23 protein-coding genes are annotated in these 26,355 nt (G+C 73.6%); 6 read left to right on the plus strand and 17 right to left on the minus strand.

The window, feature by feature from the left end:
- Window positions 1–107: 107 nt before the first annotated feature.
- The 14 genes from G3I60_RS15305 to G3I60_RS15370 form a co-directional block, all read right to left on the minus strand.
- Window positions 108–878 (minus strand): alpha/beta fold hydrolase, encoded by a 771-nt coding sequence (locus G3I60_RS15305; protein ID WP_138353220.1) that lies wholly within the window; start codon window positions 876–878, stop codon window positions 108–110.
- 62 nt (window positions 879–940) lie between these two features.
- A complete protein-coding gene (locus G3I60_RS15310) occupies window positions 941–1,582 on the minus strand; it encodes a PhzF family phenazine biosynthesis protein (RefSeq protein ID WP_164294017.1) in 642 nt (213 codons plus the stop codon).
- A gap of 8 nt (window positions 1,583–1,590) precedes the next feature.
- On the minus strand, window positions 1,591–2,823 hold the full coding sequence (locus G3I60_RS15315; RefSeq protein WP_164607207.1) for a type III PLP-dependent enzyme: 1,233 nt from the start codon (window positions 2,821–2,823) through the stop codon (window positions 1,591–1,593).
- Window positions 2,820–4,634 (minus strand): IucA/IucC family siderophore biosynthesis protein, encoded by a 1,815-nt coding sequence (locus G3I60_RS15320; protein ID WP_164294019.1) that lies wholly within the window; start codon window positions 4,632–4,634, stop codon window positions 2,820–2,822. Before G3I60_RS15320 ends, G3I60_RS15315 begins: the two co-directional genes overlap by 4 nt.
- An 11-nt stretch (window positions 4,635–4,645) precedes the next feature.
- Window positions 4,646–5,881 (minus strand): MFS transporter, encoded by a 1,236-nt coding sequence (locus G3I60_RS15325; protein ID WP_164294020.1) that lies wholly within the window; start codon window positions 5,879–5,881, stop codon window positions 4,646–4,648.
- Window positions 5,878–7,677, minus strand: coding sequence for an IucA/IucC family protein (locus tag G3I60_RS15330; protein WP_164294021.1), 1,800 nt, complete (start codon window positions 7,675–7,677; stop codon window positions 5,878–5,880). The genes G3I60_RS15325 and G3I60_RS15330 overlap by 4 nt, the downstream gene beginning before the upstream one ends.
- A complete protein-coding gene (locus tag G3I60_RS15335) occupies window positions 7,674–8,867 on the minus strand; it encodes an acetyl-CoA carboxylase biotin carboxylase subunit family protein (protein ID WP_164294022.1) in 1,194 nt (397 codons plus the stop codon). The genes G3I60_RS15330 and G3I60_RS15335 overlap by 4 nt, the downstream gene beginning before the upstream one ends.
- Window positions 8,868–8,947: 80 nt before the next feature.
- Window positions 8,948–9,955: an ABC transporter substrate-binding protein gene (locus G3I60_RS15340; RefSeq protein WP_164294023.1), complete on the minus strand. Its 1,008-nt coding sequence runs from the start codon at window positions 9,953–9,955 to the stop codon at window positions 8,948–8,950.
- A gap of 59 nt (window positions 9,956–10,014) precedes the next feature.
- Window positions 10,015–10,854: an ABC transporter ATP-binding protein gene (locus tag G3I60_RS15345; protein WP_164294024.1), complete on the minus strand. Its 840-nt coding sequence runs from the start codon at window positions 10,852–10,854 to the stop codon at window positions 10,015–10,017.
- Window positions 10,851–11,981 (minus strand): iron chelate uptake ABC transporter family permease subunit, encoded by a 1,131-nt coding sequence (locus G3I60_RS15350; protein ID WP_164607209.1) that lies wholly within the window; start codon window positions 11,979–11,981, stop codon window positions 10,851–10,853. Before G3I60_RS15350 ends, G3I60_RS15345 begins: the two co-directional genes overlap by 4 nt.
- A complete protein-coding gene (locus G3I60_RS15355; RefSeq protein ID WP_343241035.1) occupies window positions 11,978–12,946 on the minus strand; it encodes an iron ABC transporter permease in 969 nt (322 codons plus the stop codon). Before G3I60_RS15355 ends, G3I60_RS15350 begins: the two co-directional genes overlap by 4 nt.
- Before the next feature lie 144 nt (window positions 12,947–13,090).
- Entirely contained in the window at window positions 13,091–13,414 is a 324-nt protein-coding gene (gene nirD, locus G3I60_RS15360) for a nitrite reductase small subunit NirD (RefSeq protein WP_138353231.1), read from the minus strand.
- A complete protein-coding gene (gene nirB / locus G3I60_RS15365) occupies window positions 13,411–16,032 on the minus strand; it encodes a nitrite reductase large subunit NirB (protein WP_239069856.1) in 2,622 nt (873 codons plus the stop codon). The genes nirD and nirB overlap by 4 nt, the downstream gene beginning before the upstream one ends.
- 2 nt (window positions 16,033–16,034) lie before the next feature.
- Complete coding sequence (locus G3I60_RS15370; RefSeq protein WP_203672991.1) at window positions 16,035–17,366, minus strand: NAD(P)/FAD-dependent oxidoreductase; 1,332 nt, start codon at window positions 17,364–17,366, stop codon at window positions 16,035–16,037.
- Window positions 17,367–17,606: 240 nt separating this feature from the next.
- Between G3I60_RS15370 and G3I60_RS15375 the strand changes: the two genes are divergently transcribed.
- The 3 genes from G3I60_RS15375 to G3I60_RS15385 all read left to right on the plus strand — a co-directional run bounded on the left by G3I60_RS15375 (window position 17,607) and on the right by G3I60_RS15385 (window position 19,616).
- Window positions 17,607–18,053: a MarR family winged helix-turn-helix transcriptional regulator gene (locus G3I60_RS15375; protein WP_232484976.1), complete on the plus strand. Its 447-nt coding sequence runs from the start codon at window positions 17,607–17,609 to the stop codon at window positions 18,051–18,053.
- 76 nt (window positions 18,054–18,129) lie between these two features.
- Entirely contained in the window at window positions 18,130–18,714 is a 585-nt protein-coding gene (locus G3I60_RS15380) for a cysteine hydrolase family protein (RefSeq protein ID WP_164294027.1), read from the plus strand.
- Window positions 18,711–19,616: a DJ-1/PfpI family protein gene (locus G3I60_RS15385; RefSeq protein ID WP_164607211.1), complete on the plus strand. Its 906-nt coding sequence runs from the start codon at window positions 18,711–18,713 to the stop codon at window positions 19,614–19,616. Before G3I60_RS15380 ends, G3I60_RS15385 begins: the two co-directional genes overlap by 4 nt.
- Window positions 19,617–19,689: 73 nt before the next feature.
- On the opposite strand, the gene G3I60_RS15390 is transcribed toward G3I60_RS15385, so the two are convergent.
- From G3I60_RS15390 to G3I60_RS15400, 3 genes are all read right to left on the minus strand, one after another.
- Window positions 19,690–20,187 (minus strand): OsmC family protein, encoded by a 498-nt coding sequence (locus G3I60_RS15390; RefSeq protein WP_138353235.1) that lies wholly within the window; start codon window positions 20,185–20,187, stop codon window positions 19,690–19,692.
- A 44-nt stretch (window positions 20,188–20,231) separates the two neighbouring features.
- The gene (locus tag G3I60_RS15395; RefSeq protein ID WP_138353236.1) at window positions 20,232–22,328 is read right to left on the minus strand and encodes a molybdopterin oxidoreductase family protein; all 2,097 of its coding nucleotides are present in this window, start codon (window positions 22,326–22,328) and stop codon (window positions 20,232–20,234) included.
- A gap of 112 nt (window positions 22,329–22,440) precedes the next feature.
- Window positions 22,441–23,160, minus strand: a complete 720-nt coding sequence (locus tag G3I60_RS15400; RefSeq protein ID WP_164294029.1) for a vancomycin high temperature exclusion protein — start codon at window positions 23,158–23,160, stop codon at window positions 22,441–22,443.
- A gap of 129 nt (window positions 23,161–23,289) precedes the next feature.
- Between G3I60_RS15400 and G3I60_RS15405 the strand changes: the two genes are divergently transcribed.
- The 3 genes from G3I60_RS15405 (at window position 23,290) to G3I60_RS15415 (ending at window position 26,150) form a co-directional block, all read left to right on the plus strand.
- Window positions 23,290–23,754, plus strand: coding sequence for a gamma-glutamylcyclotransferase (locus G3I60_RS15405; RefSeq protein WP_138353238.1), 465 nt, complete (start codon window positions 23,290–23,292; stop codon window positions 23,752–23,754).
- Window positions 23,755–23,820: 66 nt separating this feature from the next.
- A complete protein-coding gene (locus G3I60_RS15410) occupies window positions 23,821–24,747 on the plus strand; it encodes a sirohydrochlorin chelatase (protein ID WP_164607213.1) in 927 nt (308 codons plus the stop codon).
- Window positions 24,748–24,815: 68 nt separating this feature from the next.
- On the plus strand, window positions 24,816–26,150 hold the full coding sequence (locus G3I60_RS15415; protein ID WP_164294031.1) for a deoxyguanosinetriphosphate triphosphohydrolase: 1,335 nt from the start codon (window positions 24,816–24,818) through the stop codon (window positions 26,148–26,150).
- Window positions 26,151–26,355 lie beyond the last annotated feature (205 nt).

Genomic DNA, 26,355 nt, shown 5'->3' on the forward strand with positions numbered 1-26,355 from the left:
CGAAATCCGGATCCCCCGGCGGTCAGCTTAGAGAGCGGGCCGCCGATGCACGAGGCATGTGCGTGACAGGACAAGAACGGCACGTACGCGTGCGGCCTCGCGGCCGGTCAGCGCCCCGCAGCGGGTACCGTTCCGCGCAGGAAGCCGACGAGAAGTTCGGTGACGGCGGCAGGCCGTTCCAGGCTGGGCAGATGGCCCGCCCAGGGCAGTTCGACGTGGCGGGCGTCGGCGAGCAGGCCGGGCAGGGCGGCGGCGATCTCCCGGAAGTCCGTCACGTCATGGGCGCCCGACACGGCGAGGCACGGCGCCGTGACCGCCGCCAGGTCGAACTCGGCCCTGATCGGCTCGAACTCCTCGAGGGCGGCCAGCTGTACGTCGAAGGCGCGCCGCTGCATCCCGCGCACCGCCTCCCGGACGTCCGGCCCGCCCGCAGGACCCACCCAGGTGTCGACCATCAGCTCCACCGCCCCGGCGACGTCCCCCGCCTCCAGCAGTTCGTCCTCCCGCGCGCCGATCGCGCGCAGCCCGGCGCTGACCTCATGTCCGGGAAGCGCGGAACAGAGCAGCGCCAGGGCGCTCACCCGCTCCGGCCGGCGCGCCGCGATCTCCAGAGCGACCCGGCCGCCGGAGGAGGACGCCACCAGCGCGGCCCGCTCGATGCCGAGGGTGTCGAGGAGGTCCAGCACGTCGTCGGCGTTGCTGTACGGCCGGTCCGGCACGGGACTGCGGCCGAACCCCCGGAAGTCGCACCGCACCGGCCGGTACCCGGCGTCGACCAGGTCCGTCCACTGCGCGTCCCACATCCGCCGGTCGCACACCCCGGAATGCAACAGCACCACGGCCGGGCCGTCTCCGGCCACGTCATGAGAAAGAGTCATCCGGCAGACCCTACTCAGCCGCGGTCCGGCCCACCCCTGGATCACCGGCCCCTCGCGCGCCTTCAGCGCACGGCTGCCACCCGGCCGCCCACGTCGATCGTGCCGTCCGGGCCGGGGCGGGTCAGGATCTGGGAGGCGGTGCCCTGGCGGATGTCGAGGGGGCGGGCGAGTTGGGCGGCGAGGACGATCGCGGAGGCGCCGGTCGCCTCGTCCTCGGTGATCGCGTCGCCGCGGCGGGGGAAGCCGCGGGCGCGGACGCGGCCCGCCGCTTCGTCGGCCCAGGCCCAGGCGTAGAGCCAGCCCTCGCCCGGTGGCGGGGAGGGCAGGGCGTCGACCTCGGCGACCGTCGCGTACTGCGCGGTGCGGCGGCCGGGGGCCCAGGCGGCGCGGCCGCGGATCCAGGTGAAGTCGCCCTCCGTCCAGGCGGGGACGTCGCCGGCCGGCGGGCGCAGGAGGGACGACTTCAGGAGCCAGGCGGTGCCGGTGAGGGGGTGGCCGGCGAAGGGGAGTTCCACGCTGGGGGTGAAGATCCGAACGTCGCCGCGCTCCGCGTCGTCGATGAACACCGTCTCGCTGTAGCCGAGTTCGGCGGCGATCGCCTGGCGGGCGGCCGGGTCGGCGGAGCCGGCCGACACCACGCCCAGGAGGTTGCCGCCCCGGCCGTCGGGGCCGATGAACACCCGGAGCACTTCATGATCGGTCATGGGCCGATTCAAGCACTGCCCAGGAAGTGGAAGCCGGGCCGGGGATGCATCAGGAAGTCGTGGTGGGAGATGTTCCACGCGTACGCCCCGGCCAGCGCGAACACCACGCGGTCCCCGGCCCGCAGGCCGGGCGCCGGAACCCGGCGGGCGAGGACGTCCTTCGGGGTGCAGAGCTGGCCGGTGAGGGTGACGTGGTCCTGTTCGGCGGCGGGGCGCGGCCAGGGGTGCGGCCAGTGGCCGACGGGCAGGACCTCGCAGGGCTGGTCGTGGCCCTTCGTCGCCGGGGTGCGCAGATGGTGGGTGCCGCCGCGCAGCACGGCGAACTCCTCACCGTGGCTGGGCTTCACGTCCAGCGCCTCGGTGGCGTACCAGCCGCAGTAGGCGCTGAGGGCGCGGCCCGGCTCGATGCGCAGCAGCAGGCCGGGGTGGGCGGCGATGAGGCGCGCGAGGCCTTCGCCGTAGGCGGTCCAGTCGAAGCGGGCGCCGGGATCGGCGTAGTCCACGGTCATGCCACCGCCGACGTTCACCTCGGGCAGCGCGATGCCGTGCCGGGCGGCCAGGCCCACCGCGAACGCCACCACCTCGGCGGCCACGGCGAGCTGCGCCGTCGCGTCGAGGCCGCTGGCGAGGTGGGCGTGGATGCCGCGCAGCTCCAGTTGGGGGTGGCTGCCGTCGGTGAGCAGCCGGACGGCGCTGTCGGCCTGTGCGGGGTCGAGGCCGAACGGGGTCGGGCAGCCGCCCATCGCCAGTGAACTGCCTTCCAGCGCCGCGCCCGGCACCGGCAGGTTGAAGCGCAGCAGGACGGGAACGGTCCGGCCGGGGGCCGGCCGCGCGGCGAGGTGGCCGAGCATGCGCAGCTCGTACTCGCTCTCCACGTGGAAGCGTTCCACGCCCAGCTCCAGCGCCGCCGCGATCTCGGCCGGGGTCTTGCCGGGCCCGCCGAAGGCCAGCGGGCGGTCCGGGACGGCCTTGCGGACATGGGTCAGTTCGCCGCCGGAGGAGACCTCGAAACCGTCGACGTACGGGGCGAGCGCGGTCAGGATCTCCGGCTCGGGGTTGGCCTTGGCGGCGTAGTAGAGCTCGACGCGCTCGGGGAGCGCGGCCCGTACGGCGGCGGCGTGGGCGCGCAGCTCCGCCAGGTCGTAGAGGTAGGCGGGCAGGTCGTCGGCGGCGAGGTACGTGGCCCGTTCGCGGACCGCGTCGGTCAGCAGCGCCGGGCCGGCGGAAGGGTTCGGGGTCATCGGGTGCTCCAGGGCTCGGTCCGGTCGCTGTCGTCGCCGCCGGTTCCGCAGCCCGCCGCGCCCGGCACCGACGCCCCCGACAGCACGTCCTCGGCCAGCGGAGACGGCAGCCGTACATAGCCGGCCTCGCGGTCCGCCTTGCGCTCCCAGCGCGTCAGGAGGTTGGCCTTGGCGGGCAGCGGGACCCCGGCGAGCAGGGCGCTGAGCCGGGGCGGGCAGCCGTGGTCGTCCGCGTACTCGCGCAGCACACCGTGCACCCGCGCCCACAGCGCCGTCTCGGACTGCGGGTGCAGATCGGCGAGGGCCGCGAGCAGTTCGGCGACGTGGTTGACGAGCAGGCAGTAGATGACGCGGTCCCAGCCGCGTTCCGCGTCGTACGTCATGGGGGCCGCGACATCGGCGGGCAGCGCGGCAAGGGTGGCGGCATGGTGCTCGGGGAGGAGCTTGGTGCCCTCCAGATCGCGGAAGAGCACCTGGACCGGGAAGCCGTCGCCGTCCACCCCGATCAGCACGTTCTGCAGATGCGGTTCCAGCACGACGCCGTGGTCGAAATAGGCGGCGAGCACCGGCGGGAGCAGCAGTCGCAGATACGCCGTCCACCAGTCGAGGGCGGCCTGTGGGCCCGCCCCGTCGAGGAGCCGCGAGATGTGCGCGGAGCCGGTGGGGTACTCGTCGGCGACGGCGGCCGCCAGCAGCGGGATGACACCGGGGCGCAGATGCGCGGCCAGGCCGTCGCGGACGATGACGCCGAAGCCTTCCAGCAGGCCGATGTCCGGGCGCCCGTCGGCGCCGGGCAGCGCGAGGCTGCGGTACGCGGGCTCCCGGAGCATGGCGCTGTCCGGGAAGCGCCCGGCCAGGTCGGCGAGGACCGGCGCCAGCAGGCGGGTGAGCGCGACCGCGCCGGACAGCTCGTAAACGGCGTTCTTCCGCAGGCAGTTGGTGATCCGGATGTTGAGGCTGAACTTGAGGAACGTGTCGCCGTCGTACAGCGTGCGGACCGACGCGGTCGGTGCCGCGGCCGCGTCGCCGGTGCCCAGGTCGAGGATGTCGCCGCAGGCCAGGGCGGCGCGCAGCGCCGGGTGGTCGTGCAGCAGCCCGTACTGCCACGGGTGCGCGGGCAGCAGCCGGTAGCCGGCGGGCACCGGCCGCAGCCGGTCCAGCGGGTCGGCGGCGCCGGGTTCGCTGCGCTCCTCCGCGATCAGGTGCTCGCGGACGGCGAAGTGCCGCAGCGGGAACGTCGCGCCCGCCTCCGGGGCGTACGCGGCCCACGACGCCGGGTCGCCGGAGCGCGCCTTGGGGGTGGGGTGGAAGCGGTGACCGAACAGCAGGGACCGCTCGGACTCCAGGTAGTCCGGGGCGCCGGGACCGTCGTCGCTGCCGGGCACCGGACGGGGGAGCGACAGCGCGGCGGCGACGCCCCGGTGGCTGGAGACGATCTGGTCGAGGAACTCGTCGTTGCGCACCCCGGTGCGCAGTGACAGCTCGTCGTGCACGTACTCGGCGAGTCGGTACCAGTCCAACTCCTTCCACCCGTCCGCGTGTTGCTCCGCGACGGGGCCGGTGAACCGGTGGGCGCCGATGAGCGAGGTGCGACGCAGCGCGACACGCAGCAGCGCGTCCGCGCGGGGCAGCCGCAGCAGGAGGTGGCCGTCCGCGACCGCGGTCTGGTGCTCGGGTCCCGATACCTCGCGGAGCAGGCAGTTGAGGAGGGTGTGGGCCACGACGTCATCGGCGTCGGGAAGACCGCTGGCGGAAAGGCCGCTGGCGGAAAGGCCGGCGGAAGGCTGCGCGAGGTGCAGGGGAAGCGTCATCAACGGCTCCATCAAGGGTGCGAGAAGAGAGCGTGTACGGCGGCTGCGACGGTGATCAGAGCGACGGCGGTGCCCGCGAGCACGGGCGCGGTCGGTCCGAAGGCGCTGTTGCCGAGTGCGGCGACCACTCCGGCGGCGACGGCCCCGCCCTTGGAGACGAACTCCAGGGAGCCGAACATCCTTCCCGGCGAGCGGCCTTGCACCGCGTCGGCGGCGAGCAGGGACAGACCGACCAGGCCGAGCGTGAGCCCGGCGCCGAGCAGCAGCCGGACGGCCGTGAACGTGATCAGCGAACCGGCCACGGCATGCCCCGCGAGACCCGCGGTCACCGCCGTGAAACCGAGGGCGATACCGAGCCGGGGGCGGTTGCGGAAGGCGGAGTGCACGGGCGCCGCGAAGAGCAGGTAACACAGGTGCGGCAGGGCGAAGAGCGACCCGGAGACGACCGGGGAGATCCCCGATATTCGGTCCCCGAGCAGGGCGATGAGGTAGGGGAACGAGATCACGGTCGAGAAGACGAACGCGAACTCGAAGATGTACAGCTCCCGCAGGAGCCCGCGCTGCGCGGTGACCGGCGGCGCTGCCGCCGCCGGTTCCGCCACCGGCGCTGTCATCTGCTGCTCCGCCCGCGGCTTCTCCATGACCACGACGGTCTCGCGCGGTTCCGGCAGTGCCAGCAGCATCGCCGCGGCGCCCAGCGGGAGCAGGGCGAGCAGCGCGTACTGGCGGTGCGGGGAGAGCCAGGGGGACAGCGTGCCGACCACGATGGGCGCGGCGACGAGGGCGGCGCGGGCGCTGCCCTGCATCAGGGTCAGGGCCCAGGACAGCCGGGTGCCGTCCAGCCCCGCCGCGAGATAGCCGTTGGTGGCGGCGAAGGTGCCGCCGAGGATGCCCTGCAGCACGAGGGCGGCGGTGAAGGTGGGCAGCGAGTCGGCGGCCCCGGCCAGCAGGAACGACAGCGCCAGCCCGAACTGGGCCCGCAGCAGCAGCCGTTTGCGGCCGTAGCGGTCGGCCAGCCGCCCCCACAGCGGGGCGGCGAGGCCGCCGAAGACCGTCGGGACGATGTAGAGCAGCCCGGCCCAGTGCGCGGTCGGGTCACCCAGCTCCGGCAGGATGGACGTCAGGTACGGGGGCAGGCCGAGCGCGGCGAACGAGGCGACGAAGTAGCAGGCCGCGACGGCGTGCACCTGGCGGCGCCCCAGGGTGGGAGCCGGAGCGGCGGAAATCGTCGCCGCCTCGGCGCTCACCGTGAACCAGTCCCGACCAGCAGGTAGTTGGGGCCAGTCGTGTAGTGCTTGTTGATGTCGGCCGCGCCGGAGCGCTCCTTGCTGAGCAGGGTCCCGGCGCTGACCATCGCCTTGACCGGGAGCCGCTCGGCGTTCAGCACGCGTTCGCGCAGCAGCTCGGCCGGCTCGCCGCCCAGACGGTCGAACGCCTCGGAGAGCCGGTCGCGGACCAGCCGCAGCAGGTCGTCCAGCGGCGCCCGGCCGTGGTCGGCCAGCCCGAAGGCGTACGAGCCCGCGCACAGGTGGACGGTGATGGTGGTGAACAGGTCGACGAGCGGTTCGTCGGAGACGCAGAAGATCCGTTCGTCGTCGAACTCGTCGATCCTGGCCGGAAGTTCGCCCAGTGCCCGGCTCAGGCGCGCGGTGTTGATGCGTGGCCCGTCGTTGTCCTTGAGGACCAGCCGCAGCCGGGTGGTGCCCGTCGTGCGGTCCTGGTCCAGGGCGAGGGAGATGTTCTGCTGGTGCGACTCCAGGGCGATCCCGTAGCCGAAGAGCGTGGTCTGCCAGTCGAACAGCAGAGTCAGGCAGGCGTCCAGGAGAGCGATGGGGTCGCCGTCGTAGAAGCGGTCGGCGAGCTGGTCGATCACCAGCCGGCCGTCCGGGGCGCCGGCGAGCAGCGCGGCCATCGGGACCAGGACGGAGTTCTGCAGGTGCTCCGGATAGCGGCGCAGCAGGACGGCGAGGAGTTCGTGCCCGGCGTGCGCGTAGCGGCGCTCGTCGGCGAGCAGCACGGTGTCCTGGAACCGGGGTTCGCGGGCGATCACCTCGCTCAGCAGCAGCTGGCAGGCGGCCCCGTCGGCGAGCGTGCCCGGCTTGATGGTCCGCCGGTTGCGCAGCCCCAGAGTCGCGGTGGCCAGCGGCAGCTTCAGATGCAGCAGCGGATACGTACGGTCCGCGAGCGTGCGCATGGACAGGGTGGGGACGAGGGACAGCGGCGCCTGTTCGGCGAGGAACGCGCGCCCTTCCAGACCGGTGGCGCGCAGCGCCTCGTCCAGCGGCGTCCCGACGGTCAGCGGGTGCACCGGGAGCACGGTGTGGGTGTCGCGCAGCTCCGGCATGCCGAGGGAGGCGGGTGTCGGCCACAGATAGGCGTACGTCTCGGCGGGGCCGCCGCCGGACTCCGTCACGGCATCACGGGGCAGGACGAGCCAGCGCGGTGCGACGTCCTCGTGGAACTCCGGCGCGTAGGCGCGCAGGTCGGACTCGCCGAGGCCGCTGCGGCCGCGCGATGTCGGATACACCGGGTGGTCGAGGAAGGCGGCCAGCGCGTCGAAGCCCAGGCTGCGGGCGTACGTCCAGTACGCGGTGTCGGAGCCGTAGCGCTCGGCGAGCCGGCCGGTCACCTCCGCGCGCACCCGGTCGTGCAGCCGCAGGGTCGCCGCGGTCTGCCGGCACTCCTCGGCGAACGCGTCGAAGCCGGCCCGGTCGACGGGGTCCGCCAGGGCGCGCAGTGCCCGCAGCACGGCGTCGGCGCCGGTGAGTTCGCGGCCGTCCGAGGCGCGCCGCAGCAGCGGCAGCCGGGCGGCGTACTCGCTCTGGAAGCCGTCGTCGGTCACCGGGAGCAGCAGCGCTTTCCCGAACCCGCCGGCCCCGTCACCGCCGTAGGTGTACGGCAGCCGCAGCCAGCGGCCGTCGGACTCCTCGACGAGGGTGGAGCGGGTGCGCAGCCCGACGACGTCCTCGCGCAGCAGCGCGCTGAGCACGCGCAGCATCAGTTCCGCGTCCACACCGGCATCGGTCGTACGGGTGCCCGTCATGGGGTGATCTCCCAGCGCTGCGCCCGGAGGAAGTCCGTCACGACGCGGTCCACCGCCTCCTGGTCGGTTCCGGTGGCGCGCACGATGCCGAGGAGGTCCCGGTTGGTGTGGTGCAGTTCGTGCCGTTCACCGGTCGCGCGCAGCGGGCGGTAGACCAGCCGGACACCGTCCACCGTGCGCTCGGTGGCCTCGGGCGCGGCGGTCAGGGTGCCCGCCCGGTCCGCGCACGGGTACTCCAGCCGGGCGCGGCCGCCGCCGCGGGCGCCGAGGTCGGCGGGGAGCGGTTCGCCCAGGTGGACGCGGAGGATGTGCTCGAAGAGGGGGATGTCGAGCAGCCCGGCGAGCAGCAGGTCGCACTGGTCGCCGATGGCCCGGTAGTTCACCTCGATGATGCGCGCCCGGCCGTCCTGGACCACGAACTCGGTGTGACAGGCGCCGAACCCGACGCCGAGGGCGTCCAGTTGCGCGAGGATCTGCTCGACGACCGCGGCGGGGTGCTCGGGAACGAAGGTGAGCCGTTCCTCGATGAAGTAGGGGAGCGGCGAGAGCCCGGTGTGGAATCCGCCCAGCACGTGCCGGGTCCGGCCGTCACCGAGTGTCTCCAGCGTGTACAGCTCGCCGGTGAGGTACTCCTCGGCCACGAGCGCCGCCCGCGGGCGGCGGGCCTGGATCTCCTTGCAGCGCAGCACCAGTTCCTCGGGGCCGCCGACGAGGACCACGTCCTCGCTGGCCACGCCCTCGCGCGGTTTCACCACGCACGGGTAGGGGACCGGCAGGCCGAGCAGCGAGGCGGGGTCCGCGCCGGCCGCGAGTTCGGCGGACCACACGGTGTCGGCGCCGGTGGCGGCCAGGTGGCGGCGCATCTGCGCCTTGTCCTTGGTGCGCAGGGCGGCCTGCCAGGGCTTGGCGGGCAGACCGAAGTACTCGGCGGCGAGCGCGGTCTGGGTCTGCAGGTGGTCGCTGTTGGTGAAGACGGCGTGGGGGGTGCGGCCGGTGGCGATCCGGGTGATGACGGCACGGAAGTCGCGTACGTCGCACTCCTCGACGTCCACCTGGGTGCCGTACAGCTCCTGGTGGGCGGCGGGGGAGTCGGTGAGGACGGTGACGTCCAGGCCGAGCCGGGAGGCGGCCGGCAGGAAACCCTCGGTGACGGAGTCCGTGGGGTTGAGCGCGAGCAGATACAGCCGCATGGCTGAGAGTCCTGTTCTGGGAACGTGTGGTGGGGAGGGGGCGGGCCGGGGGGAGGCCCGCCCCTCTCACACGGGAAGCCTTACTCCGGCAGGTCGACGCCCGCGGCCTTGGCCACGTCGCCGAGCATGCTGAGCGCGGCCTGGACGCCGATGCCGGACATCCACGTCTCGTCGGTCACGTTGACGACCTTGTGGTTCCTGACCGCGCCCAGGTCCTTCCAGACCGGGTTGGATTCGACGACGCTCTGCTGCGTCTTGGCCGGGTCGTCGGAGACGGTGACGAAGACCAGGTCCGCGTCGGCCTTGTCGATCTGCTCGGGGCCGACCTCCAGCATCGCGCTGTGGACGTTCTGCGAGGCCGGGCGGCCCAGGCCGATGTCGCTCAGCACGACGCCGCTGAACGAGTCCAGCTGGTAGAGCCGGGTCGGGCCGGCGACGAAGCGGACGACCGAGGCGGTCGGCTCCTTGCCGCCGTTCCTGGCCTTGATGGCCGCACCGAGCTTCTTGGCGCGGTCCTCGTAGGACTTCAGCGCGGTAGCGGCTTCCTTCTCCAGGCCGAGAGCCTTGGCGTGGACGGCCAGGTTCTCCTTCCAGGGGAAGCCGGTGGTCGCGGTGAAGACGGTCGGCGCGATGGCCTTGAGCTTGTCGTAGACCTTCTCGTGGCGGACCTTCGAGGACAGGATCAGGTCCGGCTTGAGGGACGCGATCAGCTCGAGGTCGGGCTCCGCGGACGGGCCGACGTCCTTGGTGCCCTCGGTCCTGCCCTTCAGGTACGCCGGGAAGCCGCCCTCGGACTTGAGGTGCGGTGCGACCGCGCCGACCGGGGTGATGCCGAGCATCGTCACGTCGTCCAGCTCGCCGGTGTCGAGCACGACCACGCGCCGCGGCTTCGCGGGAATCGTGGTGCTGCCCATGGCGTGCGTGATGGTGCGCGGGAAACCGTCGGCGGTGGCCGCGGCGTTCGCCTTGTCGTCCTTGGCCGCGGTCCCGCTGCCGCAGGCGGCGAGCGCTCCCACGCCGATGACGAGGGCGACGGGCGCGGCGATCAGCCGGACGAGACGGCGGCGGAGCGGGGCTCTGGTGTTCATGAGGGTGGGTTCCTTGCGACTGGACAGGAGAGGGGGACGGGGAAGGGAAAGGTCGGGGCTCAGCCGGCGACGGCGGTGGCGTGCCGTCTGGCGCGGCCGCGGGGCACGACGAGCGGGGTGCCGGTCTCGGGGTCGGGGATGACCTGGCAGTCCACGTCGAACACGGCCTTCACCAGCGCCGCGTCGAGCACCTCGGAGGGCGGCCCGGCCGCGGCCGGCCGGCCCTCCTGGAGGACGACGAGATGGTCGGCGTACCGGGCGGCCTGGCCGAGGTCGTGCAGCACCATGACGACGGTGCGCCCGGACTCGGTGTGCAGGTCCGACACCAGGTCGAGGACGTCGAGTTGGTGCCGCAGGTCGAGGAAGGTGGTGGGCTCGTCGAGGAGCAGCAGCTCGGTGTCCTGGGCGAGGGCCAGCGCGATCCAGGCGCGCTGCCGCTGACCGCCGGAGAGCTGGTCCACGTGCTGGTCGCGTAGTTCCGTGGTGCCGGTGCGCTCCAGTGCCTCGTCGACGGCGGCCTGGTCGGTGGCCGACCAGGGGCTGAGCAGCCGCTGGTGCGGGTAGCGGCCGAGCCGGACCAGCGCCTCGACGGTGATCGCGTCGGGGGTGACCGGCTGCTGCGGCAGCAGCCCCATCCGGCGGGCCAGCGAACGGGCGGGCATCCGGTGGATGTCCGCGCCGTCCAGGGCCACGGTGCCGGCGGCGGGGGAGAGCAGCCGGGACAGCCCGCGCAGCAGCGTCGACTTCCCGCAGGCGTTGGGGCCGACGATGGCGGTGACGGCGCCGCCGGGCAGGACGAGGTCCAGGCCGCCGATCACCAGACGGTCGCCGTAGCGCAGGTCCAGGCCGTGGGTGGAGAGCTGGTTGGTGCGGTTCGGCCGGTCGGCGCGGGCGGTCATCCGAAACTCCTGTGCGTGGGCCTGCTCTGACGAATCATCAGGACGAGTAGCCAGGGGGCGCCGAGGGTCGCGGTGACCACGCCGACGGGCAGTCCGTGCACCGGCAGCAGATGCTGGACGACCAGGTCGGAGCCGAGCAGCAGGACGGCGCCGGTGAGGGCCGACAGCGCGAGCGTTCCGGCGGTCGGCGGCCCGGCGAGGAAACGGACCACGTGCGGTACGGCGAGTGCGACGAACGCGACCGGGCCGGTGAGCGCCGCGGCCAGCGAGGCCAGCACGATGGCGGTGAGCAGCAGTTGGAGGCGTGCGGCGGACGGCGCCAGGCCGAGCCCGCCCGCGGAGTCGTCGCCCAGGTCGAGGACGGCGAGGCGCCGGTGGAGGACGAACGCGGCGGCCATCGCGGCGGCCACGGCGCCGCCGGCGGCGGACACCTCGGTCCAGGTCCGCCCGTAGAGCGACCCCGTCGTCCACTGCAGCGCGGAGTTGGCGAGTTCGGCGGGGAAGCGCACCACCATCAGGTTGACGGCGGCGGCCAGGCCCGCCTGAACGGCCAGCCCCACCAGGACGAGACGGGTGACGCCGAGCCCCGAGCGCCAGGCGAACGCGCCGAGCAGGACGGCGGCGAGCAGCCCGCCGCCGAGGGCGGCCAGCGGGATGAGGGTCTGCGAGGCGCCGGTGGCGAGCAGCGAGACGGCGCCGAGGGAGGCGCCGCCGGTCACGCCCATGACGTCGGGGGAGGCGAGTGGGTTGCGGAACAGCCGCTGCAGCAGCCCGCCGGCGACGGCGAGGCCCGCTCCGGCGACGATCGCCGCCGCCATCCGGGGCGCCCGGAACTCCTGGACCACCAGTACGTCGCCGGAGTCGCCGAGGCCGATCAGGGCGCGCAGCGCGGTGAGCGGGGGCATCGGGATCTGCCCGGTGGTGAGCGCGGTGGTGGCCAGTACGAGGATCGCCGCCACGGCGCAGACGCTCAACAGCGCGGTCCGGCGCCCGCGGGAGGGCCGCCGCTTCGGGGCGGCGGAGGCATCCTTGGCATCCTTCCGGGGTGCGGGGACGAGGGACTGCGTCGTCGTGGGGGCGGGCGGGGTCACGGGCGTGGGCGGGGTCGTGGGGGCGGGCGGCGTCATCGGGCCACCTTCCGGGCCAGCACCGCGAGCAGCGGCGCGCCGAGGAAGGCGGTGACGATGCCGACCTCCAGTTCGGAGGGCGCGATCATGACGCGGCCCAGGACGTCGGCGCCGAGCAGCAGCAGCGGGCCGGCGATCAGACAGCCGGGGACCAGCAGCCGGTGGTCGTTGCCGAACACCAGCCGCACCAGGTGCGGGGCGGCCAGCCCGATGAAGGCGACCGGTCCCGCCACCGCGACGGCGGAGCCCGCGAGCAGCACCACGGAGAGGCCGCCGGCGACCCGGATCCTGGCCACCGGCACGCCCAGGGCCTGCGCGGTCTCGTCACCGAGGGCCAGGGCGTTGAGCGCCGGGGTGATGGCCAGCGCGATGACCAACCCGATGGCGATCAGCGGGAGTACGGGGTAGAGGACGTCGAGTGTCCGCCCGGAGAGCGAGCCGGCGAGCCAGAACCGGGCTTCGTCCAGGGTGCGGTTGCTCGCCAGCATCACGGCGGACGTCCAGGACACCAGGACGGCCGTCAGCACCGTGCCGCCCAGTGCGAGCCGTACCGGGTCCAGGTCGCCCGCCCGCCGGGCGAGCGTCTGGGCGAAGAGCGCGGCGGCCGCGGCTCCGGCGAACGCGAACCACAAGTACTGGGAAGGGTGCGTCAGATGCAGTGCGTAGATCGCGGTCACGACGGCGAAGCCGGCGCCCGCGTTGATCCCCAGAGTGGTCGGCGAGGCCAGCGGGTTGCGGGTGACGCCCTGGGCGACGGCGCCCGCCACCCCGAGCGCCGCGCCGACCGCGAGCCCGATCAGGGTGCGCGGTACGCGCAGCCCGGTGACCACCACGGCGTCACGGCCGCGAGCGTGGTGGAACAGGGCGTCGAGCACGGTGCCGAGGGGGACCGGCCGCGAGCCGAGTGCGAGGCTCGCGGCGGCGCACGCCGTCAACGCGACGGCGCCGAGCAGGAACAGCGGTATCCGCCGGACCGGGGAGGGGAGCTGGCCGGCGACGGCCGTCCGCTGGGTCTTGAGCACCGGTCGATCTTAGGTTAGGTAAACCTAACCTTGTCAATTCGCTGTACATTCGCCACATTACGTGACGCGGTCGCGCTGTATGGGGGATTACTGGGACCTGACGGCATACGAGGCGGTACTGACCGATTCGTCGTCCAGGCAGGTGCCGGTCGCCAGGTCGAAGCGCTGCTTGAGCAGCGGTGAGGCGACGTACGCCCGGCCCGCCGCCGAGCCGAGCAGGCCGCGGGACAGCACGTAGGCGCCGGTGAACGGGTCCCGGTTGCCGATCGCGTAGAGGGCGCCGTGGCGGTCCTGGAAGAGGGCGGCCTGCGAGCCGTCGGGCAGCAGGGCGGCGACGCCCCGGCCCGGGGTCAGCAGGGCGTCGTCGCAGACCGGGAACCAGGCGTCGTCGAGGAGGAGTTCGATGGTCATGCGGTGACCGTCCCTTCGAGGGTGCGGATGGCGAGGGTGGGGCCGGCCAGCAGCACCGGGCCGGCCAGCAGATCCAGATCGGGCTTGACCTGGTCGCGCTCCTCGACGAACCGGACGCTGGGGTCGGGCACGTCCGGCGCGTTGACGAAGGAGACGAAGCGGCTCAGCCGCTCGGGGTCGTTGATGGTGTCGGCCCACTCGTCGCGGTACCCCGCGACATGCGCGGACATCAGTGACTCCAGCTCGTCGCAGATGCCCAGCGAGTCGTGCACGACGACGTCGCGGACGTGCTCCAGGCCGCCCTCGATCCGCTCCAGCCAGGCGGAGGTACGCTCCAGCCGGTCCGCGGTGCGGATGTAGAACATCAGGAAGCGGTCGATGAGCCGGACCAGTTCCGCGTCGCTGAGGTCCTGTGCCAGCAGGTCCGCGTGGCGCGGGTCGGCGCCGCCGTTGCCGCCGACGTACAGGTTCCAGCCCGACGCGGTGGCGATGATCCCGAAGTCCTTGCCACGGGCCTCCGCGCACTCGCGGGCGCACCCCGAGACGGCGGACTTGAGCTTGTGCGGCGAACGCAGCCCCCGGTAGCGCAACTCCAGGCCGATGGCCATCTTCACGCTGTCCTGGACGCCGTACCGGCACCAGGTGCTGCCCACGCACGACTTCACGGTGCGCAGCGCCTTGCCGTACGCGTGCCCCGACTCGAACCCGGCGTCCACCAGCCGTGTCCAGATCAGCGGCAGCTGGTCGACACGGGCGCCGAAGAGGTCGATCCGCTGCCCGCCGGTGATCTTCGTGTAGAGGCCGAAGTCCCGGGCCACCTCGCCGATCACGATGAGCTTCTCCGGGGTGATCTCACCGCCGGGGATACGCGGCACGATCGAGTACGAGCCGTTGCGCTGCAGGTTCGCCAGGAAGTGGTCGTTGGTGTCCTGGAGCGCGGCCTGTCCGCCGTCCAGTACATGCACCGGAGCGCCGATCGACGGCGCCAGCGAGGCGATGACCGAGGCCACCGCCGGCTTGCAGACCTCGCAGCCCTCGCCGCCCCTGGCCGCCTCGCGCCCGTGGCTGTCGAGCAGTGCCGCGAACGAGGTGACCCGCAGCGCGCGCACGATCTCGTACAGCTCCTGGCGGGTGTGCGCGAAGCAGCCGCACAGCCCCTTGTCCTCGGCGGGCGGCAGCAGCTGCCCCAGCACCTTCAGGCAACTGCCGCAGCCCGTGCCGGCCTTGGTGCACTTCTTGAGCTGCGGCACGGTGGTGCAGGAGTGCTCGGTGACGGCGCCGAGGATCGCGCCCTTGGTGACGTTGTGGCAGCTGCAGATCACCGCCGTGTCGGGCAGCGACGACGGCCCGAGTTCGACCGGCCCTCCGGCGCCCGCAGGCAGCACCAGCCGCTCGGGCGGCACCGGCGGCACCGAGCCGGTCATCGGGCGCAGCATGCCGTACGAGTCGGCGTCGCCGACCAGGATGCCGCCCAGCAGCACACCCTCGCGCGAGACCACCAGCTTCTTGTACACGCCGGAACGGGAGTCGGAGTACAGCACGTCCAGGCAGCCGGGGGTGGCGCCGTGGGCGTCGCCGAAGCTCGCCACGTCCACGCCGAGCAGCTTGAGCTTCGTCGACAGATCCGCGCCCTTGAAGGAACCCGCGTCGCCCGCGATCGCCTTCGCCGCCGTCTCCGCCATCTCGTAGCCGGGCGCGACCAGCCCGTACACCCGGCCGTCGGAGGCCAGCGCGCACTCGCCGATCGCGTACACCGCCTCGTCCTCGGTCCTGCACTGCTCGTCCACGACGATCCCGCCGCGCTCGCCGACCGGCAGCCCGCACTCCCGGGCCAGCTGGTCGCGGGGGCGGACGCCGGCCGAGAAGACCACCAGGCCGGTCGTGAGCGTCGAGCCGTCCGACAGCGACATCGCGGCGACCCTGCCGTCCTCGCCCGCCACGATCGCCTGGGTGCCGACACCCGTGTGGACGGTGACGCCCATCTCCTCGATGGTGCGCCGCAGCGCCTCGCCGCCGCCCTCGTCGATCTGCACCGGCATCAGGCGCGGCGCGAACTCCACTACGTGCGTGTCCAGTCCGAGCCCCTTCAGGGCGCCCGCCGCCTCCAGGCCCAGCAGTCCGCCGCCGACGACCGTGCCGGTGCCGCCGGTCGCGGCGTACTCCTCGATCGCCAGCAGGTCCTCGATGGTGCGGTACACGAAGCAGCCCTCGGCGTCCTTGCCCGGGACCGGCGGCACGAACGGGAAGGAGCCGGTGGCCAGCACCAGCGTGTCGTACCCGAAGGTCAGCCCGGAGCGGGCGGTCACGGTGCGGGCCGCGCGGTCGACGGTGAGCGCGGGATCCCCCAGCCGCAGCTCGATGCCGTGCTTCTCCATGAAGCCGTCCTCGGCGAGGGCGAGTCCGTCCGGCGTCGTCCCGGAGAAGTACGAGGTCAGATGGACCCGGTCGTACGCCGCGCGGGGCTCCTCGCACAGCACGACCACCCGCGTCCGCTCGGTGACGCCCCGGTCGGCGAGCGCCTCCAGGAACCGCTGACCGACCATGCCGTGTCCGACCAGCACGATCGTCGGAACCGTGGGAACGTCCGTCGTGCCGCCAGCCATCGTGTCAACAGCCATGGTCAGGAACCTCCGTCGTTGGTGAGCAGGTGGAGCAGCGGAGCGGATGAGGCCGGGAGCGGCTCGTCGGCCTCCCAGGTGCGGGCGAGCGTGCCCACCGCGGCGAGATCGCCGAGCAGGATCCCGCCGACCAGCCGGTCGTCACGGATGACGACCTTCCGGTAGGCGCCGCGGGTCGCGTCCGTGAGGCGCAGTACGTCGTCGCCGGGGACCGGCAGCGGGTCGCCGAACGCGGCGAGGTCGAAGGGGGCGATCCCGGTGGCACCGGTACGGGTGGGCTCTGAGGCGTTGGCTGCGGGCGCGGGGGAGCCGCCGAGGGTCAGCCGGGTCAGGGCGCGGGTGCCGGTGTAGCGCGGTGGGTCCGCGGGGCGGCCGGGGGCGGGCCCCCGCGCCGCCTCGGTGAGCAGCAGCGCCAGCGCGTCCGCCTGTTCACGGGCCGCGTTCGCCAGGCCGTACACGACACCGCCGTGCTGCGAGCAGTCGCCGATCGCGTGGATGAACGGGTCGGACGTCCGCAGCTCGTCGTCCACGACGATGCCCCGGTCGACCTCGAGCCCCGCCGCCTGCGCCAGCCCGGTGCGGGGCCGCACACCGCAGGCGAGAACGACCAGGTCGGTGCCGAGGCAGTAGCCGTCGGCGAGTTCGACGGACCGGACGGCGCGGACGGCCTGCGGCGTACCGTCCGGGGCGGTCCGCAGTCCCCGCACCCGGCACTCCGTGTGGACCTCGATGCCCATCGACTCCAGATGCGTGCGCAGCAGCCTGCCGGACTGCTCGTCCAGCTGCCGCTCCATCAGGTACTCGCCCTGCTGGAGCAGGACGACATGGGCGCCGCGCGCCGCCAGCGCCCGCGCCGCGGAGACCCCGAGCAGCCCGCCCCCGACGACGACCGCCCGCACGCCGGGGTGCAGCGCCCCGGACAGCGCCAGGCAGTCGTCCATGGTGCGGAAGGCGTGCACGCCCAGCGGCAGTTCACCGCGCCCGGCCTCGAACAGGCCGCGCAGCGGCGGGAGCACCGGGTTGGAGCCGGTGGCCAGCACCAGCCGGTCGTAGCGAGTGGCGGAGCCGTCGTCGCAGATCACGAGGCGCTCGGCGCGGTCCACCCGCACCACGCGCCGTACGGTGCAGGTGGCGTCCGGCAGCGTGATGACGTCCGGCTCGTACCGTCCGGCGAGTACCTCGGCGAGCAGCACCCGGTTGTACGGGGCGTGCGCCTCCTCCCCGAACAGCGTCACGCGGACGCCGGGGGCGGCGGGCGCGAGCTGCTGCGCCAGGCGCGCACCCGCCATCCCGCCGCCCACCACCACGATCTCCGTGCCCGCTTCGATGTCCATGCCGGTCAGCCTGCGGCGCGGCTGTTACCCGGCCGCATCGCGTCCGTTTCCCTGAGGGAACGGTGCCCTCAGCGCGGGACGGCGGCGGGTGTGAGACGGATGGCGGCGCGGCTCTGAGCCGCACGAGAGCCGAACCCGGGCCGCACCCGAACCAGAATAAAGACTGCGCGTAGATGATCTCTGCGAAGATTGCTGCCCCCGAATCCGCTGACGGCCGGTGGGGACGGGTACGGTCTGATGATGGCCGCACCCGACGACAGCCCCGGTTTCCTGTTCTGGCGCACCTCCCTCCACTGGCAGCGCGCCATCGCGGCGGCCCTGGCGCCGCTCGATCTCACCCACGCCCAGTTCGTCCTGCTGGCCGGGCTGTGGTGGCTCGACAGCCAGGGCGAGCAGCCCAACCAGCTCCAACTGGCCCGGCACAGCGGCACGGACGTGAAGATGACGTCCCAGGTGCTGCGCCGGCTGGAGGACAAGGGCCTGCTCACCCGCGTGACCGATCCGAGCGACACCCGGGCCAAGCGGCTCGGCATCACGCCCGCGGGCGCCGAGCTGGCCACCGAGGCGGTCGCCACGGTCGAGGCGACCGACGCGGCGTTCTTCGGCGCGGCGCCCGACCAGGAAGCGCTGCTCGCCGCGCTGCGCACCCTCGCCCTGCCGCCCGCCGGACCGCCCGCCGACGCGTGATCGGTGACCGGATCGTTCCGCATCCAGGCACAATGGTGTCTGTACCGCGGACTCCGCCGAGGGCCAGGATCGAGGCATGAACCGAGCACTGATCGTCATCGACGTCCAGCAGTCCTTCCTCCAGCACCCGCTGTGGCAGGCCTCGTCCAACCCCGGCATCGTCGGCCAGGTGAACCGCCTCGTGGCGCACGCCCGCGACGAGGGCGACCTCGTCGTCTGGGTGCTGCACAGCGAGCCCGGCACCGGCGGGGTCTTCGACCCGGCCAGCGGTCACGTGCGCCTGATGGAGGGACTGGAGCCGCTCGACGGCGAGCCGGTGCTCACCAAGACCGCGCACAACGCCTTCACCACCACCAACCTCCAGCAGCTCCTCACCTCGCGCGGCGTCACCGAGGTCATCACCAGCGGCATCCGCACCGAGCAGTGCGTCGAGACGACCACCCGGCTCGCCTCCGACCTCGGCTACGAGGTCACCTTCGTCACCGACGCGACCGCCACCACCCCGTGCGAGCACTGGGACGCGCCGGCCGGCCGCTCGGTCGAGGAGATCCTCGCCGACCCCCGCACCCTGCAGACCGACGACATCATCGCGCGCACCGAGTACGCGCTCGCCGGCCGGTTCGCCCGGGTGACCACCGTCAAGGAGCTGACCGGATCGTGACCCGGGTCGTCTTCCTGCTCGTCCCGCACCTGCACCTGCTGGATCTCGCGGGCCCGGCGCAGGTGTTCTCGACCGCGGCCGACTTCGGCTACGACTACGAGACCGCCTACGTCGGCGAGCAGGAAGACATCCCGACCGCCCAGGGCGTACCGCTCAGGGCGGCAACCCGCTGGCCCGACCTCACCCCCGACGACCTGGTGATCGTCCCGGGCTGGCGGTCCCGCACGCTGAGGCAGAACGGGCACGTGGCGGAGTCCACGCTCCAGCGGCTGCGCGACCACCACGCCGCGGGCGGCGTCGTCGCCAGCATCTGCGCGGGCGCCGACGCCCTCGGCCGGGCCGGCCTCCTCGACGGCCGCCGCTGCACCACCCACCACGACGTGCAGGACGAACTCGCCGTCCGCCACCCGCGGGCCACCGTCGTGCGCGATGTGCTCTACGTGGTCGACGACCGGATCGTCACGTCCGCCGGCATCGCCAGCGGCATCGACCTCGCGCTGCACCTCGTCGCCGGCCGGCACGGGCCGGGCGCCGCCGCCCGCATCGCCCGCAACATGGTCGTCTACGCCCGCCGCAACGGCGACGAACAGCAGACCAGCGCGATGCTCCGGCACCGCGCCCACCTCAGCGACGCCGTCCACCGCGTCCAGGACCTCATCGACGCCCGTTTCACCGAACACCTCGGCCTCGCCGACCTCGCCGCCACCTCCGGCGTCAGCGAACGCACCCTCACCCGCCGCTTCGGCGAGGCCACCGGCCTCACCCCGCTCCGCTACCAGCAGGTCCTCCGCGTCGAGCGCGCCGAACACCTCATCTCCCACGGCTCCACCATCGAATCCGCCGCCCGAGCCGTCGGCTTCGAGGACGCCCGCATGCTCCGCCGCCTGCGCGCCCGGGCCTGACGGCGCCGGGTCCCGGTTGAGTGAGGTGGTCCGACGTGGTTGGTGCGGCGCATCGGCCGCTATCGAAGATCGATCATGCGGACCGGTTGCCCCGTGGTGCGAGCGATGAGACGGTGATCACCGGCTCGTGGCGGACCGGGAAGTTGACCGAGGCGGCGATGAAGCACGTGCGGTGGGCGTCGGCGTGGAGGGTGGCGGCCTTGTCGGCCATCTCCTGGGAGGCGACCTCGACCTGTGGGCGCAGGACCGCTTCCGTGAAGTGGCCGCCCTCGGGGGTGGTTTCCATCGTGCCGTGCGCGTTGTCCGTGTACGCGGTGACGGTGACGCCGCCGACGGCGCAGACGTGCAGGTAGGCGAGCATGTGGCACTGCGACAGTGCGGCGAGGAGCAGCTGCTCGGGGTTCCAGCGGGAGGCGTCGCCGCGGAAGGTCGGGTCGGAGCTGCCGAGGATGGTGGGTACGCCGGCGGCCGAGACCTCGTGGGAACGGTCGTAGGCGCGGTAAGTGCTCGTCCCGGTACCGAGGTTGCCGGTCCAGGTGACCTGCGTGTCATAGGTGTGGGGCGTGGGCACGGCGGCTCCTTCTGTTGATCTGCCGGACAGGGCCCAGAGTACGTTCAGCCGGTCGCGGGACCCACCGCCTCCACCCGCACCGCGCACACCTTGAACTCCGGCATGCGGGACGTCGGGTCGAGAGCCGGGTTGGTCAGGGTGTTGGCGCGGCCCTCGCCCGGCCAGTGGAACGGCATGAAGACGGTGTCGGGGCGGATGGCGGAGCTGATGAGCGCGGGGGCGACGGCGCGGCCCCGGCGGCTGGTGACCGCGAGGACGTCGCCCTCGGCGACCCCCAGGCGCGCGGCGAGCTGTGGATGGAGCTGCACGAAGGGGCCGGGGGAGGCGGCGTTGAGTTCGGGGACACGGCGGGTCTGGGCACCGGACTGGTACTGCGCCAGGACGCGGCCGGTCGTCAGATGGAGCGGGTAGTCGGCCGACGGCTCCTCCGCGGAGGGCCGGTGCAGGACCGGGACGAAGCGGGCCCGGCCGTCCGGCGTCGCGAAACGGTCCAGGAAGAGGCGGGGCGTTCCGGGGTGCGCGGCGTCCGAAGACGTTTGCGGGCACGGCCAGAAGACGCCGTCCTCCTCCGCGATCCGCCGGTAGGTGATGCCCGAGTAGTCCGCCGGGCCGCCCGCCGACGCGCGGCGCAGCTCGTCGAAGACCTCCTCGGGGTCGGTGGGGAAGCCCTTCTCCCACCCGAGCCGGGCGGCGAGCCCGTTCAGCACCTCCAGGTCGGTACGGACCTCCGGCGGCGGGTCGATCGCCTTGCGGCGCAGGATGACCCTGCCTTCCAGGTTGGTGGTCGTGCCGGTCTCCTCCGCCCACTGGGTGACCGGCAGCACGACGTCCGCCAGCTCGGCCGTCTCCGACAGGACGACGTCGCAGACCGCGAGGAAGCCGAGCGAGGCGATCCGTTCGGTGATGTGCGCGGCGTTCGGCGCGGAGACGACCGGATTGGAGCCCATCAGCAGCAGCGCGTGCACCTCCACGCCGAGCGTGTCCAGCAGTTCGTACGCGCTGCGCCCCGGCGCCGGCAGGTCGTCCGGGTCGACACCCCACACCGCCGCCACGTGCGCCCGTGCGCCCGGGTCGTCCAGCTTGCGGTAGCCGGGGAGCTGGTCGGCCTTCTGGCCGTGCTCGCGCCCGCCCTGCCCGTTGCCCTGCCCGGTGAGGCAGCCGTAGCCGGAGAGCGGCCGGCCCGCGCGGCCGGTCGCGAGGCACAGGTTGATCCAGGCGCTGACGGTGTCGGTGCCCTTGGACTGCTGCTCGGGGCCGCGCGCGGTGAGCACCATGCTCTCCGGTGTCGCGCAGAACATCCGCACGGCCTCCCGGAGTTGCGGCACCGGCACCCCGGTGATGCGTTCCACCAGTTCCGGCCAGTGCGCCATGACGCCCGGCCGCGCCTCGGCCCAGCCGGTCGTGCGCTCCGCGATGAACCGCTCGTCCAGATGTCCCTCGGCGACGGCGAGGTGCAGCAGCCCGAGCGCGAGCGCCAGATCGGTGCCGGGCCGCGGCTGCAGATGCAGATCCGCGTGCTCGGCGGTACGGGTGCGGCGCGGATCGACGACGATCAGCTTGCCACCCCGCTCGCGCAGCTCCGTGAGGTACCGCAGCGCGGGTGGCATCGTCTCGGCGAGGTTGGAGCCGACGAGGATCACGCAGCCGGTGCGGGCGATGTCCTCCAGCGGGAACGGCAGCCCCCGGTCCAGGCCGAAGGCCCGCTGGTGGGCGGCGGCCGCCGAGGACATGCAGAACCGGCCGTTGTAGTCGATCTGCGAGGTGCGCAGCACCACCCGCGCGAACTTGCCGAGCGCGTACGCCTTCTCGTTGGTCAGCCCGCCGCCGCCGAAGACCCCGACGGCGTCGCGACCGTGCTCGGCCCGCGTCCGCAGCAGTCCCTCGGCGACCCGGTCGAGCGCCTCGTCCCAGCCGGCCGGCTCCAGCGCGCCGCCGGCGCCGCGCACCAGCGGCCCGGTCAGCCGCGCGCCGCGTGCCAGCACCTGGGGCGCGGTGCGCCCCTTGCCGCACAGCGCGCCCCGGTTCACCGGGAACGCGGGCCGTTCCACGACCTCGACGCCGCCCGCCGGCAGCGCCGCGAGCCCCATGCCGCATTGCAGGGCGCAGTAGGGACAGTGCGTGTCAATGGTGCTCGGGCTCATCCGCCCAGCCTGCGCCGTACGTGTTTCGCCCCCGTACGCGACGCGGTTACGCGGCCGGTACGCGCACCTCAGCGCGCCGCCGGGCGCCCTGTGAGGGCGGGGCGGACGTCCGTCAGCGTGCCGCCGGGTCCGGGGCCAGGGCCCGTGTCACGCCCGGCTCCCGGGGTCCGAGGAAGACCGGGTCGGGCTCGACCACGATGTCCAGCGCCGCCTTGGTCGCCGCGACGAGCTCGCGCCCGCCGCCGTAGAACCACGTCACGTCGTGCGGTTCGTCGACCCCGACGCCGTACCCCTCGACGCCCGCCGCGTCGCACAGCGCCAGCGCCCGCCGGATGTGGAAGCCCTGGCTGACGAGGATCGCCCGGTCCACACCGAAGATCCGCTTGGCGCGGCTGCACGAGTCCCAGGTGTCGAAGCCCGCGTAGTCCAGCACGACCTTCGACGCGGGCACACCCTGCTTCTGCAGATAGCCGAGCATCGCGCCCGGCTCGTTGTAGTCGGTGCGGCTGTTGTCGCCGGTCACCAGGATCGCCCGGACCTTGTGCGTCCGGTACAGCTCGGCGCCCGCGTCCAGCCGGTGCGCGAGATACGGCGTCGGTCTCCCGTCCGCCAGGCCCGCGCCGAACACCACTGCCACCGGCTCCGACGGTACGTCCGCGACCGCCCGCACCCGTCCGTCCGCCGTGACCTGCAGCCAGGTCGCGGGCAGCAGCGCCAGGACGCAGCAGGCCATCACGGCCTGCAGGAGGAGCTGGCGGCCGCGCCGGGTCCGCGGCGGGCGCAGCCTGCGCAGCACGGCGGGCACGGCGGCACGTATCCGGCCCGGCTTCATTCGGCGTCCCCTCGCTGAGCGACTCTGTCGTGCGGTCAACTCCGTCGTCCGGATCGACGCGTACGGCGCCGGTACGGTTCCGGGCACGATGGACGCAGCCGCGCCGCCAGCGAAGAGAGGACCGCCGCCTTGACCCCGCCGCCCCCGTCCCGCCTGCCCTTCTTCGTCTACGGGACGCTGCGTCCCGGCCAGGCCAACCACCCGCTGGTGGAGGGCCGTACCGCACCGCCGAGACCCGCCGTACTGCCCGGGGCGCTGCTGTACGCCGGGCCCGGCTACCCCTACGCGGTCGCTGCCCCGGCCGCCGAACCCGTCACCGATACCGTGCACGGTGAGCTGCTGGACGTGCTGCCCGACCAGTACGACACCGTCCTCGCCGACCTCGACCGGCTGGAGGACCACGTCCCGGGCGCGCGCGGGAATCTGTACGAGCGGCTGGCGCTGCGCGTGATCTGCGACGGTCTGCGGTGCGATGCCTGGGTGTATCTCGCGGGGGAGGGGCCGGCCAGGACCCTGCGGGCGTCGGGGCGGATCATTCCGGGCGGTGACTGGGTCCGCACCCAGCGGTCTCACAGGCCGTACCGACGCTCGTGAGACCGAGGAAAACACTTGTCATCACTGTGCAATGCGGGCGCAACCTCCGCACTTCAGGCTCGGTCCATGACGGCGTCGACAGCGCATCCGCACCCGCACCCGGAGTTCGGCCTGGCCCCGGCCGACGGCTCCGGCAGCCCCGGCAGCTCTGACAGCCCCGACAACTCCGGCCTGTCCGGCAGCTTCGACAGTACGGCGCAGCTCCTGAACCGGATCACCGCACAGCTCAGCAGCCAGCTCTCCCACGTCACCCTCACCGCTGTCCCGCGCGGCCCGGCCCTGGTCGCCGTGGCGCACGGCAGCCGTGACCCCGCGGCGCGGCGCACCGTGCGCGCGCTCCTCGACCGGGTCCGGGCGCTGCGCCCCGGCCTGCCCGTCCACCTCGGGCACATCGAGCTGAACGAGCCGCTGCTCGACGACACACTCGCCGCGCTGCGCGGTGATGTGGTGCTCGTGCCGCTGCTGCTCGGCCACGGCTACCACGTCAAGCAGGACATACCGCAGGCGCTGGCCCGCGCCCCGCACCTGCGCGGGCTGACCGCCGCGCCGCTCGGCCCGCATCCGCTGCTCGCCGAGACGCTGCACGTGCGCCTCGCGGAGGCCGGCTGGCGCAAGGGCCTGCGGCGCGCGGGTGTGGTGCTGGCGGCCGCCGGCTCCCACGACCCCGACTGGCCCGCCGACACCGCCCGCACCGCCGAACTCCTCAGCCACCGGCTCGGCGGCGCCCCCGTCCTGCCCGCCTACGCCTCCGGCGCGGGACCGTCCGTCGACGAGGCGGTCGGTGCGCTGACCGCGCGCGGCCACCGGGTCGCGGTCGCCTCGTACTTCACCGCCCCCGGTCGGTTCGCCACCCGGACGTCGGCAGGGGCGCCCTGGATCGCGGCGGCGCCGCTGGGCGCGCACAGCGCCATGGCCCGCCTGGTGCTGCACCGTTACGACCAGGCGCTGGCCGCCGCCGGCCGGGCCGCGCCGCGCCATCTCGCCAGCGCGTAACCCGGTACGGGACCGCGGGACCGGTGGCGGCGGCGCGTCTGTCACTCCGGAGCGTTACGGTCACAGGCATGGAAGCGAACTACCGGACCGACGCGGCGGCCGCGCACCTCGGGCCGTACGAGCGGTACGGGCCGTACGGGGACGCCGATACCGACCGCTTTGTGACCGAGCCCGACAAGCGGCCGGGCCGCACGGCGTTCCAGCGCGACCGGGCGCGGGTGCTGCACTCGGCCGCGCTGCGCCGGCTGGCGGGCAAGACCCAGGTGGTGGACCCGGGCTCGGCCCTGATGAACACCAGCCCGCGCACCCGCCTCACGCACTCGTTGGAGTGCGCGCAGGTGGGGCGGGAGCTGGGCGCCGCGCTCGGCAGCGACCCGGACCTCATCGAGACGGCGTGCCTGGCGCACGACCTCGGCCACCCGCCCTTCGGGCACAACGGCGAGCAGGTACTGGCCGAGGTCGCCGAGGCGTGCGGCGGCTTCGAGGGCAACGCGCAGTCGCTGCGGCTGCTGACCCGGATCGAGCCGAAGCGCTTCATGCGGGACGCCGACGGCACGATGGTCAGCGTCGGCCTGAACCTCACCCGTGCCGCCCTGGACGCCGCCACGAAGTACCCATGGCCGCGCGGCGGCCACCCCACGAACCCCGGCAGCCCCAAGTTCGGGGCCTACGAGGACGATCTGCCGGTCTTCGACTGGCTGCGGGCCGGTGCGCCGGCGGACCGGCAGTGCTTCGAGGCCCAGGTCATGGACTGGGCCGACGACGTCGCGTACTCGGTGCACGACGTGGAGGACGGCCTGCACGCCGGCCACCTCGACCCGAACCTGCTGCTCGCCGACGCCGAGCGCGCCGACATCTTCGACTGCGCGGGGGAGCGGTACGCGGCCGACGCCACCCCCGACGAGCTGGCCGAGGCCCTCGACCGGCTCCTGGAGCAGGCGTGGTGGCCGCACGGCTACGACGGCTCGGCCATCTCCCAGGCCCGGCTGAAGGACGCCACCTCGCAGCTCATCGGCCGGTTCTGCCTGGCCGCCGAGCGCGCCACCCGCGAGGCGTACGGTACCGGGCGGCTCACCCGGTACCGCGCCGAGCTGGTCGTGCCGCGCGAACAGCGCCTGGAGTGCGCCGTCCTCAAGGCGGTCGCCGACCGGTACGTCATGCAGCGCGCCTCGCAGGAGCGCCGCCGCGCCGAGCAGCGGATCCTCATCTCGGAGCTGTCAGAAGCGCTGCTGGCGCGCGCCCCCGAGGGCCTGGACCCGCAGTTCCGCGGCATCTTCGACGAGGCGGCGGACGACAGTGCGCGGCTGCGCGCCGTCGTCGACCAGATCGCGTCGCTCACCGACGCGACGGCCACGGCCCTGCACACACGGCTCACGACGGGCCGGTCCGCCAGGCTGCTGTGAGGCGGTGACGCGGCGGTGGGGGCCGGGCGGTGCGACGTGCCGCCGGGCCGGGCCGACCGGCCGCGGACGTACTCTTTCCGGTCCCGTCGCGGCCACCCGCGACCGGGCCCGCGCGCATCTGTCCGAAGTACTGCGGGCGCGCGAGGCATACGAGGGGCGCTTTGTCGACTCGGCGCGGCGCTCTTCCCGCCAGGCGTGACGTAAG

Origin of the sequence: Streptomyces sp. SID13666 (genome assembly GCF_010548325.1) — a bacterium.
Classification (GTDB): domain Bacteria; phylum Actinomycetota; class Actinomycetes; order Streptomycetales; family Streptomycetaceae; genus Actinacidiphila; species Actinacidiphila fildesensis.

Coding starts and splice junctions, on each gene's coding strand:
- G3I60_RS15400 (WP_164294029.1), bottom strand. CDS start 23,160: ATGAAGCCGGGCCGGATACGTGCCGCCGTGCCCGCCGTGCTGCGCAGG.
- G3I60_RS15395 (WP_138353236.1), bottom strand. CDS start 22,328: ATGAGCCCGAGCACCATTGACACGCACTGTCCCTACTGCGCCCTGCAA.
- G3I60_RS15370 (WP_203672991.1), bottom strand. CDS start 17,366: ATGGACATCGAAGCGGGCACGGAGATCGTGGTGGTGGGCGGCGGGATG.
- G3I60_RS15335 (WP_164294022.1), bottom strand. CDS start 8,867: ATGCGGCTGTATCTGCTCGCGCTCAACCCCACGGACTCCGTCACCGAG.
- G3I60_RS15310 (WP_164294017.1), bottom strand. CDS start 1,582: ATGACCGATCATGAAGTGCTCCGGGTGTTCATCGGCCCCGACGGCCGG.
- G3I60_RS15305 (WP_138353220.1), bottom strand. CDS start 878: ATGACTCTTTCTCATGACGTGGCCGGAGACGGCCCGGCCGTGGTGCTG.
- G3I60_RS15380 (WP_164294027.1), top strand. CDS start 18,130: ATGAACCGAGCACTGATCGTCATCGACGTCCAGCAGTCCTTCCTCCAG.
- G3I60_RS15375 (WP_232484976.1), top strand. CDS start 17,607: ATGGCCGCACCCGACGACAGCCCCGGTTTCCTGTTCTGGCGCACCTCC.
- G3I60_RS15340 (WP_164294023.1), bottom strand. CDS start 9,955: ATGAACACCAGAGCCCCGCTCCGCCGCCGTCTCGTCCGGCTGATCGCC.
- G3I60_RS15350 (WP_164607209.1), bottom strand. CDS start 11,981: ATGACGCCGCCCGCCCCCACGACCCCGCCCACGCCCGTGACCCCGCCC.
- G3I60_RS15320 (WP_164294019.1), bottom strand. CDS start 4,634: ATGACGCTTCCCCTGCACCTCGCGCAGCCTTCCGCCGGCCTTTCCGCC.
- G3I60_RS15330 (WP_164294021.1), bottom strand. CDS start 7,677: ATGACGGGCACCCGTACGACCGATGCCGGTGTGGACGCGGAACTGATG.
- G3I60_RS15410 (WP_164607213.1), top strand. CDS start 23,821: ATGACGGCGTCGACAGCGCATCCGCACCCGCACCCGGAGTTCGGCCTG.
- nirD (WP_138353231.1), bottom strand. CDS start 13,414: ATGACCATCGAACTCCTCCTCGACGACGCCTGGTTCCCGGTCTGCGAC.
- G3I60_RS15315 (WP_164607207.1), bottom strand. CDS start 2,823: ATGACCCCGAACCCTTCCGCCGGCCCGGCGCTGCTGACCGACGCGGTC.
- G3I60_RS15415 (WP_164294031.1), top strand. CDS start 24,816: ATGGAAGCGAACTACCGGACCGACGCGGCGGCCGCGCACCTCGGGCCG.
- nirB (WP_239069856.1), bottom strand. CDS start 16,032: ATGGCTGTTGACACGATGGCTGGCGGCACGACGGACGTTCCCACGGTT.
- G3I60_RS15345 (WP_164294024.1), bottom strand. CDS start 10,854: ATGACCGCCCGCGCCGACCGGCCGAACCGCACCAACCAGCTCTCCACC.